The sequence below is a fragment of the Verrucomicrobiales bacterium genome, from assembly GCA_016793885.1.
Taxonomy (GTDB): Bacteria; Verrucomicrobiota; Verrucomicrobiia; order Limisphaerales; family UBA11320; genus UBA11320.
Genome location: JAEUHE010000214.1, coordinates 1 through 8,826 on the forward strand (window position 1 = coordinate 1; position 8,826 = coordinate 8,826).

Consider the following 8,826-nt stretch of genomic DNA (forward strand, 5'->3'; position numbering starts at 1 on the left):
CAGGCGCATTTGGTTAAAGGTCCCATCCAGTCGCCTGCCGGCGTAATCGGGACGACAAGCCGTGCGCCCACCAAAATCGTTATGATTGAGGCTGCAGCAATCCTGCGTCTACTTTTCAACCAAGGCGACATATGCGTCCAATGTCCAATCGTGAGCGACCACCGCCGTAAGCAGGCGCTCGACAGAGCAACTGATGTAGTGGCGGAAATCATGTCCAAAATCCCGATGCTGGCGGTGGTTCGGTCGACGATGTGGTTAGGCGAGAGTTCTCACAGATCTGTCCTCAGTGTCGTGTCTGCTCGGCGACCACACTGCGAGCAAACCAAATCGTGACTGCCGAGAGAACCCTCAATGCGTGCCTTGCCGCCGCAACTCGGACAAACAATCTTCGGAAGCGTGCGAAGCGGACGAATGAACCGGCACCACAACGCTCCGCCCGCGACACAAGACATGCCGACCACGCCGCCTGCTATGGGATGATCCTCTGCCATCATGCAAGCGACGACAGCGACAAAGAGCAGCGCCATCAAAGTGCCACCGACCAGAAAGAGCCGCGCTCCAAGCTCAATGCCGGTGTGACGTGCCTTGGTTTCAAATGTGTGGTCTGCCATACGCGTGAAGCCGCCTAACGTCCCCGCTGATCCACAGCCCGCCGCCGGAGAGCCAACTCGGGCGAAACCTGAGATGCAGGAACGGTGATCATGTGAAAAACTCGGAGGCTAAGGGCTGTTGGATCGAGTGGGCTTGTTGGACAGTGATACTATCGTCCTATGGTTCCCAAGAGTAGTGTGGCCATAGCGATACACCAACCGAGAATCGCGAGCCATCCCTGCGATCGCACCAAAAACGGACTCCCAAGAAAAAGGAACGCCCAGGCAAGGGAAGCAGCGATGCCAAAGAAATCGATTACTCCCGTTGGGCTTCGTATTGCTCGCCCTGCCCACAGCACAGCGGCCATGTAGCCAGCCACAAGCAATTCCGTGGTGATGAGAGTCCACCGCCATGTAACGGTGGCCCTTGTATGGGCTGTGGTCATGTTGTCCAACGTCCCGGCTCACCGACCCGGCGCCCACGGTGTCTGGCATGAAACTGGGGCGCCATCGCCGGGTTCGGTGGAGCCGGCGGGTTAGGCGAATGATTCATGTGAACAAACTAAACGCCGAGATCACGCCACCGATAATCAGCAGCGCCATAACGGCAAACAACAATACTGTTGGAGTTTTTTGGTGAATTGCATACGCAACCAAACACTCCTTGATCGTCTCAGTTCCACGAGAAGCGCAGGCAGCAGTGATATAAGCGATCGGCAGAAAGGCCATCAAACCTGCACCCAGTCCCAGTCCTCTCCAGTCATGCCGGCTCAACCAGCCGCCCCAATAGCAAACCAGTGCGACGAGCAGCCCGGAAAACGATAGCACGTTGGCGACACGAATGCTCCGTCTATGCTCCTCTAACAAGCGCTCTCGTCCCTTGCGGCCGACACCCGCAGTCACCCAGCGCGCCCACTTCGTCACTAGCCATCCAGCGACAAGTGCTCCGATGATTTCTGAAAGAATCGGTCGTATGGTGTCGAAGCTCATGCTTTCGCCTAACGACCAATCGTGAGCGACCACCGCCGTAAGCAGGCGCTCGACGAAGGGACTGATGGAGTGACTGAGATCATGCCGGAAACCCCGATGCTGGCGGTGGTTCGGTCAACGATCTGGTTGGACATGGGGAATGCTGTCTATCCTTTGCTCTTCAGGTAACTGATTCCAGTCATCGTGAGCAGCGGAAGGATGTGAGGGGCATCTCCCTCGCCGAGCACCACCACCGATGTCCTGCCGATCGCGATCTTGTAACGGTCGACAACTTCATACTTCTCTCCGTCTGCCATCCTGATGACAAACGGCACTCCCTCATTGATCGCGGTCCGAACCTGCTCCTTGGTCATGCTCATCGTCTAATTGAAAATTTCCGAGTTCGCAACAAGAGAATGCTTGCGAGGTCGAGCGTCGGTCCAACGCTCCCACTGAGCCACAGCCCGCCGACCGAGAACCAGCTCGGGCGAAACCTGGAATGCGGGAACGGTGATCATGTGAAAAACTCGGAGGCTAAGGGCTGTTGGATCGAGTGGGCTTGTTGGGCCATTCAGGGTCTGTCTCTGTGGTCATAGCCGGCCTTGACTGAGCCATCGGGCTGAATATCGAAGCGATAACCCTCGCCCGCCCACAAGTCCACATATCCGTTGTCATGCCGAAACCTCCGACCGCCCAACCCAAACTCAACCACCGCGGTACTGTCATTGTGCGAGTGTCGGACTCTCAAAGACTCACCTGGCTCAAGCGTCGCAGCTCGCCTGGTCACGCCCCAACTACTGTTACTGTTGTGGTCGCGTAGTTGCAGGACGACATCCGTAACGGTTTGGCCGCTCTGGTTGCGAACCTCGGTGTGGTCAGGAGGCCATACAAATAGAAAGACGCCGAAGGCAGCCAGAACGAGTAGGGTCGTGAAAGCGATGAGAACCTTCGATGTCCAAACGCGCTTCATGCCCAACGACCCCGCTGAGCCACAGCCCGCCGACCGAGAACCAACTCGGGCGAAACCGGAAATGCAAGAATGGTCATCATGTGGAAAACGCGGAGGCTAAGGGCTGTTGGATCGAGTGGCTGGTTCGGTCTTTCTCGGATGCTCTCCGTATCCGGCGACGTCCGGTAAACCCGCGGCAAGCTCGGCGTAGCGAGCGGCAATTGCCTGCCATCTCTCGTTGGACGCGTACGCCTTTAGCATCCACAAACTGGCTCGGCGATACTGAGGCATCTCATCCAAGGCGATCTGCAAACGAGCGACTACCTTAGAGGTGTCCAACACCTGCACCCACGGATTGAGGATCTCGGGGCCGAATGCCTGCTCCACTCCGCTCCCCTGCATGTCCTGCTGAATCTGAGGGAGGATGGAATACACCTTGTTGCGGACGCGCATCTCCCGGCCGCATCCGCAAAGCAGGACTAGCATCAGCGTTGGAATGAGAAGGCGCATACCACGACCGAACGAAACTACTCAGGGACGCGCCGGTATGGACGCTCAACCTGAAAACTCGATGCTACCGGCGCGTTCACTGGAGTAGCCTGGTTGGACAACGGTTGCGATCGATCAAAAACAGGGCCTCGCACGTACGGCTCGGTAAACGACTCGCCAGTCACCCTTCGGGTCCATGGCACAGATAACGGTCAGCTGACTCGTTGTGGTCGGTATGCCCTGGGTGGAATATAAACGAAAGGGTCCGTTGGCAGCGATAGCCTCTTGGAACGCCAGATCTTTGTGGATGCCACCTACAAATACCGCTCGCGATTGAGCCCAGCGAGCGATTTCAGACGCGTCCATCGTACGAGCTGGACGTAACCATCTAGACGCCCAGGGATCCTCCCGGACAAGTCTTTGAAACTCCGTCTCGGTCACGCCAACTGGAATAAGTTGCTCCCATCGAGTGCGCTCTGCGTCCGACGACGGGAGAGAGGTCGCGGTGCCCGCACGAGGGGAACTGACGCACGACTCTTTCCTCGCGGCACAGGATGTTACCGAGAGAACTCCCAAAAGGATGAGGAGCGCGTTCTTCACCGTCCAACGAAACTGCTCAGGGACGCGCCGGTAAGGACGCTCAACCTGAAACCTGGATGCGGTCGGCGCGTTCACTGGAGTAGCCTGGTTAGGACACGTCTCTCTCATACTCTCCGACTCTTTGTAATCCATACCAAAACTACACCGAGCATCGCAAAGCCACCTCCTACCAACAAGGCGTGCAAACGAAAATCTCGCGACGCGGAATCTGCGACACTTAGCAAAATCTCTCGCGGCACTTGAGCCTCGCGATACTCAGAAGCCAGCCGCAGAAATCCCCACATCGCACGACTGCCGATCAAAACAAACGCAACTCCAAGGTAGAGAAGGCAAATCCAAAGTGATGCAAGCTGTAGTCTGGTGACTTGTCTCATGGCGCGCGGAAGTGACCTAACGACCTCCCGATGAGGCACCCCGACCTGTGCGGTGACGATCGGCAAGTCTGACAGGGGTTGAAGTGGTCATGACGGGTTGGGCAAATCCAAGGGCTGGTCGGGGTTGTCCTCAATCGGGCTGGTTAGGTCCCGGTGATCCAGGGGGAAGCAGTCCGCAGGTAATCCTCACGATACTGTGGCCATCTCCGCTCAACGATTGAACTCACCTTGGAGATCAGAGTCGCGACCTCGAGGATCAAGTCGGAATGCCCGATCTCATAGTCGAACTCCGAAGGAGTACCGGGCATGATGACATCTGAACGTGCCCAACAGTGCGTCCCTGGAAAATCACGCGCGGGAACCCGTGGTGGCAGATCACTGAACTCCATCCCGCAATTGATGTAGAACCGACACTTGTCAGCATCAGTGCTCCAGGCACTCCCCTGGATCATTATTCGATTAACGTAACCGACGCCCGTCTTGGAGAAAGTGCCGCGAACCTTGGTGTACCCCCGAGGCTTCATATGCAGAGCGTGCAGACCCGCCAGGAATGACTTACCTGCTTGATTCATTCTAGACCTAACGTCGCTCCCACTGAGCCACCCCGACTCCGAGTCGGGGTGGGATCGAGTGGGCTTGTTCGGCTCTCTCTTCATCAGCCGATCACTCTGGAGACGACAAGAACGGAAAGTGACCAGGCCGCAAACGGTGCTGCGGCAGGTAGCAGCACCGCCATCAGGGAGGCGAGTGATCCAAGCAAGTTCAGTTTCTCCGCCAGGCAAAAACGTCTCAGGAGGCAGCAAAGGCCAATGACTGCGAAATACAACGCTGCACCGATCATCAATCCCACGGCAGCACCCAGCGTCAGCGAGAAGATACCCGGGGCCTGGACAGCCACCCCACCTGCTATTGCGCCCGCCACGGGCGACGCCATGGCTGAGAGCACGAAGATGTTCATGGTACCGCCGAACCGCCCCCACTGAGCCACAGCCCGCCGGTCGAGAGCCAACTCGGACGAAACCGAGACTGTAGGAACGGTAAGCATGTGAAAAACCCGGAGGCTAAGGGCTGTTGGATCGAGTGGGCTCGTTAGCCGGTCGGATGTTGTCGATCCTCCCTGATCAATGTAGCGAGAACCACAATACAACCGAAGACCATGATGAGTGAACTAGCGTCCCAATGGGAATGGCCAGCCATCAGTCCTAGCGCAAGCCAAGGAGATCGCCAAACAACTACGAATCTACGGGAGCGCTCCACACCTGCTCGCCCCTCGCGCAACACGAGGACGCAATTCGAGACCAGCAGACTCAGCAATACTATACTGACGAAGGCATGGAGCGCGGATACCATCCAAAATGCTTCCCAGGTCATATAGAAGAAGGGGGACTGAGGACTCCGGCTAACGCCACTGCTCAGGGACGCGCCGGTATGGACGCTCAACCTGAAATCTGGATGCGATCGGCGCGTTCACTGGAGTAGAATGGTTGGGCCTCATAGGTCGGACCAGAATCGTGGCCGGAGAAGGACATCAACCCGGTGCGCCGGCCAAAAGAGTGAATTGAAAATCGAATTCTGCTCTGCCTGACAGCGCGTCAGAGGATTGATGTAGCAGTCGAATCGCAGGAGAGCACCCGGCGGCCCAGCTTGAACAGGGTGAAGGAGCGACAAGTAGGTGCCAAAATAAAGCACGACGCACCCTGTCGCGATAGATACCTTCATGAGGTTGGTCGTCATTTTCATAAGCGTGAGTTCAGGCCCAACGTCCCCACTGATCCACAGCCCGCCAACCGAGAGCCAACTCGGACGAAACCTGGAACGCGGGAACGGCAATCATGTAAAAAACTCGGAGTCGGGGTTGGATCGAGTGGGCCTGTTGGAACCTCAGTAAAGTTTTCGAACATCGTAGTCAGGATTCGGAATCTGCACTGCAACGCTACTTGGTCGCTCTCGAACTCGCAAAATGCACGTCGCTGCGATCAAGCCCGCTTGAAGGCATAGGGCGAGGACGCTTAAGCCGTCCGCGACTGAACTGTCAGAGCCTGGGAGCTTCATCCAAAGCCAGCCAATGGCAGCCAGCGAGACGAAGAGCCAGCATACGGTTATGATCTTCAGGCGCCGAGTCCATATGCGTATCATCCGATACTCCGTATACCAACCCCCACTCGCCTCAAAACTGTTGTTGGAGTGCATACTGACTCAACGATCGTTCCAACGACCCCACTGATCCACAGCCCGCCGACCGAGAGCCAAATCGGACGAAGCCAGGGATGTAGTAATGGTGATCAGGTGAAAAACTCGGAGGCTAAGGGCTGTTGGATCGAGTGGGCTGGTTCGATGCGGCTATGATCAGCGAAATGAACTCGGGACGCTGCTGCCACGGCACCTCATTTGTGACGTACTGAGCAACTGTAAGTCCGTCTCGATCCCGGAGGGAAGGGTCTGCTCCGTGCGCCAACAGCCATGCAAATGACTCCAGGTGTCCAGAATGTGCGGCGGCGTGGAGCGGACTACCCCCATAGCCATCCAATCGATTAAGTCTAGCTCCCAATGAGTAAAGTCGTGCCATAGCCGAAGTCTGTCCGCTAGCTGCTGCACAATGAATAAACCCACCAACCAAAAACAGATCGGAATCCGGGTTCACGCCGAAGGCAGCAAGACGCCCAATCCGTTGCACGTCTCCGCTTTGAATCGCCGCAAGCATTTGCCGAGGCGCAACGGCCTGATGCCAATAAAGATACCCTCCTCCCCCAGTCAACAAGATGAAGGCTGCAACTGCCAGGGTTATGCGCCAAGTAGGCATATTACATCGAACGAAAACTACTCAGGGACGCGCCGGTATGGACGCTCAACCTGAAACCTGGATGCTGTCGGCGCGTTCACTGGAGGAGACTCGTTAGAAGGCCTCCACCGAGCTAACGCGCTGGCATCCCTCGTCGTATCCAACGGTGGTACTCCACCAGGACGTTTGTCCTGTCCAAGCCGACAATGGTGATCGTGCCAACCAGGCCCAATACCATGGCTGTAATACAAGCGGCATGCGAAAGACCAAATCTGTGTCGCCGTGGGTAGAGGAATGCCCCTACTAGGAAACTGGGGAGAAACAACCCAAGCGCGGAATAGGGCTCCCATCCCGTATGTCCTGATTTGTTTTCGATCGCATAGAGAACAGTCGCAAAGAGTAACAAACCACTGCACGCACTGAGCCCCCACAATACGAAGGAACTGCATCGTGATCGCTCCATGTCGCTTTCTAACGCCCCCGCTGATCCACAGCCCGCCAACGGAGGACCAACTCGGGCGAAACTTGGGATGATGGAACGGTGATCATGTGAAAAGCTCGGAGGCTAAGGGCTGTTGGATCCAGTGGGCTTGTTCGGTACTTCCTCGGCTACGGCTTTGGCGATCACAAAACCCTCAAAACCAATTGCAGAAACAATCGTCCAAGCTCGATAGCCATTCTCCCCCAACCTGGCTCCATACTTCTCTCGATCATCGTCCCACAAGTGATAGCCGCCGTGCTGGCGCCACCACTCAACTAGCCGATCGCCAACTCGAAGAAGCAGATCAGAGAGTGGAAGCTCCGTGAGGTCTGTAATGATCGCACCTCCGGTATGCACAAAGTGGTAAGCAGCAACTTCCGAAAACCGAATCAACGAATCTTCTTTCGGTCGACCGGTATAATCATAGACCAAGTGCAACAAAATAGTGCCGCCGTAATCCCGGACCTCATACCCCGCAAGGTGAAAATCGTGATAGCGCATGGATTAAGCCGAACGACCAAAAGTCAGGCACGCCGCCCCGCGGCGTTGCTTGGACTGCCTTGTTCGGCGAGCGCTCGTAGTCGCCTGCGCTCGAGCCAAAGGAGCGCACACCAATGGGGTAACGCAAAAACAACGGCCAAGGTAAGGACGTTGGTATACACGGTGGCCCAGGCTTGAAATTCGGGCACTGGAAAGTCCACCCACCGACCATCCTCTAGATGGAAGAATACCACAGGAATTGGAAAACTCCCTATTCGGTAACGAGCACCGGCCTGATACTCGAGATGAAACGCGCACCAATACCCAGCCAAGCTGCCGAGTAGGAGCATGACGGCGAGAGCTAACCACCAAAAACCGCCGAGTCCAATCCGTCTCAGGCGACGGAGAAGAGAGATCAACAGCCACAGGCTACCCACGAAAAACGTAGCTACGATCAGAATACCCATAGGCTCAAGTCGCCGAACGTTCCCACTGAGCCACAGCCCGCCGACCGAGAACCAACTCGGGCGAAACCGGGACTGTAGGAGCGGTGGTCATGTGAAAAACTCGGAGGCTAAGGGCTGTTGGATCGAGTGGGCTTGTTATGCTATAAATCCCTCATTCTTCAAATAATCTCGCCAGTCTCGGCCATCGACAACAAACGAATCAATCGAGTCATCTCGACGCGGTCGCTTAGTCACGACGTAAAGCTTACAGGCCCCGGTCTCTGCCGGAAGCCCTCGTCGGGAAAGGCAAAGCAGCCAATCTTCAAAGGACGACTCCGGCGATGAACACAGCTCGGCGGACGCCTCGCACCACCTCACAAACGCCGCCTCGCTATCCCGCAAATACGCTCTAGCTTCGTGCAAGGTCATGGCGTGCGATCTTTGCGCATAACGCCAAGCTATCCGACGCCGGGCAGAGCGGCCAGTACGCCTACCCGCGTGAGCTCCCGGCGTTCGGATGAGCGCATGGTTAGGCCCGGTTCTTGGCCTCGTGGTAATCATACGGGAAATCAGGATCGTCGAGGCAGCTCTGGACATAGTCCGTGAGAGAATTGGCGACGCGCGCGGCCCGCTCTGAATCGGGTATGTCGTCGTGAACGCGTTCGTGGT

The 8,826-nt window shown here is 56.6% G+C and carries 12 protein-coding genes; 1 reads left to right on the forward strand and 11 read right to left on the reverse strand.

Features of this window, described 5'->3' with window-relative positions; genetic code table 11:
• Positions 1-269: 269 nt before the first annotated feature.
• Together JNN07_24140 and JNN07_24145 are read right to left on the reverse strand one after the other, a co-directional pair.
• Positions 270-611, reverse strand: a complete 342-nt coding sequence (locus JNN07_24140; GenBank protein MBL9170844.1) for a hypothetical protein — start codon at positions 609-611, stop codon at positions 270-272.
• A gap of 528 nt (positions 612-1,139) precedes the next feature.
• Entirely contained in the window at positions 1,140-1,580 is a 441-nt protein-coding gene (locus JNN07_24145) for a hypothetical protein (protein ID MBL9170845.1), read from the reverse strand.
• Between the two features lie 21 nt (positions 1,581-1,601).
• Between JNN07_24145 and JNN07_24150 the strand changes: the two genes are divergently transcribed.
• The gene (locus tag JNN07_24150; GenBank protein ID MBL9170846.1) at positions 1,602-1,748 is read left to right on the forward strand and encodes a hypothetical protein; all 147 of its coding nucleotides are present in this window, start codon (positions 1,602-1,604) and stop codon (positions 1,746-1,748) included.
• Here the strand turns inward: JNN07_24150 and JNN07_24155 are convergent.
• The 9 genes from JNN07_24155 to JNN07_24195 all read right to left on the reverse strand — a co-directional run.
• Positions 1,727-1,939 carry a hypothetical protein gene (locus JNN07_24155; protein ID MBL9170847.1) on the reverse strand — a complete coding sequence of 71 codons (213 nt, stop codon included), beginning with the start codon at positions 1,937-1,939 and terminating at the stop codon, positions 1,727-1,729. The two genes, JNN07_24150 and JNN07_24155, sit on opposite strands and share 22 nt — an antisense overlap.
• Before the next feature lie 191 nt (positions 1,940-2,130).
• Positions 2,131-2,529, reverse strand: a complete 399-nt coding sequence (locus JNN07_24160) for a hypothetical protein (protein MBL9170848.1) — start codon at positions 2,527-2,529, stop codon at positions 2,131-2,133.
• Positions 2,530-2,625: 96 nt separating this feature from the next.
• Positions 2,626-3,018 carry a hypothetical protein gene (locus JNN07_24165; protein MBL9170849.1) on the reverse strand — a complete coding sequence of 131 codons (393 nt, stop codon included), beginning with the start codon at positions 3,016-3,018 and terminating at the stop codon, positions 2,626-2,628.
• A gap of 1,096 nt (positions 3,019-4,114) precedes the next feature.
• Complete coding sequence (locus JNN07_24170) at positions 4,115-4,543, reverse strand: DUF4304 domain-containing protein (protein MBL9170850.1); 429 nt, start codon at positions 4,541-4,543, stop codon at positions 4,115-4,117.
• A gap of 83 nt (positions 4,544-4,626) precedes the next feature.
• Positions 4,627-5,016 carry a hypothetical protein gene (locus JNN07_24175; GenBank protein ID MBL9170851.1) on the reverse strand — a complete coding sequence of 130 codons (390 nt, stop codon included), beginning with the start codon at positions 5,014-5,016 and terminating at the stop codon, positions 4,627-4,629.
• A gap of 1,257 nt (positions 5,017-6,273) precedes the next feature.
• Positions 6,274-6,771: an ankyrin repeat domain-containing protein gene (locus JNN07_24180; protein MBL9170852.1), complete on the reverse strand. Its 498-nt coding sequence runs from the start codon at positions 6,769-6,771 to the stop codon at positions 6,274-6,276.
• 544 nt (positions 6,772-7,315) lie between these two features.
• Entirely contained in the window at positions 7,316-7,732 is a 417-nt protein-coding gene (locus JNN07_24185; protein MBL9170853.1) for a hypothetical protein, read from the reverse strand.
• Between the two features lie 23 nt (positions 7,733-7,755).
• Positions 7,756-8,178 carry a hypothetical protein gene (locus JNN07_24190; protein MBL9170854.1) on the reverse strand — a complete coding sequence of 141 codons (423 nt, stop codon included), beginning with the start codon at positions 8,176-8,178 and terminating at the stop codon, positions 7,756-7,758.
• A 508-nt stretch (positions 8,179-8,686) separates the two neighbouring features.
• Positions 8,687-8,826: hypothetical protein (locus JNN07_24195; protein ID MBL9170855.1), on the reverse strand; the 140-nt coding region annotated here is incomplete at its 5' end.

Coding starts and splice junctions, on each gene's coding strand:
- JNN07_24160 (MBL9170848.1), bottom strand. CDS start 2,529: ATGAAGCGCGTTTGGACATCGAAGGTTCTCATCGCTTTCACGACCCTA.
- JNN07_24165 (MBL9170849.1), bottom strand. CDS start 3,018: ATGCGCCTTCTCATTCCAACGCTGATGCTAGTCCTGCTTTGCGGATGC.
- JNN07_24145 (MBL9170845.1), bottom strand. CDS start 1,580: ATGAGCTTCGACACCATACGACCGATTCTTTCAGAAATCATCGGAGCA.
- JNN07_24185 (MBL9170853.1), bottom strand. CDS start 7,732: ATGCGCTATCACGATTTTCACCTTGCGGGGTATGAGGTCCGGGATTAC.
- JNN07_24175 (MBL9170851.1), bottom strand. CDS start 5,016: ATGCTTACCGTTCCTACAGTCTCGGTTTCGTCCGAGTTGGCTCTCGAC.
- JNN07_24190 (MBL9170854.1), bottom strand. CDS start 8,178: ATGGGTATTCTGATCGTAGCTACGTTTTTCGTGGGTAGCCTGTGGCTG.
- JNN07_24155 (MBL9170847.1), bottom strand. CDS start 1,939: ATGAGCATGACCAAGGAGCAGGTTCGGACCGCGATCAATGAGGGAGTG.
- JNN07_24180 (MBL9170852.1), bottom strand. CDS start 6,771: ATGCCTACTTGGCGCATAACCCTGGCAGTTGCAGCCTTCATCTTGTTG.
- JNN07_24170 (MBL9170850.1), bottom strand. CDS start 4,543: ATGAATCAAGCAGGTAAGTCATTCCTGGCGGGTCTGCACGCTCTGCAT.
- JNN07_24140 (MBL9170844.1), bottom strand. CDS start 611: ATGGCAGACCACACATTTGAAACCAAGGCACGTCACACCGGCATTGAG.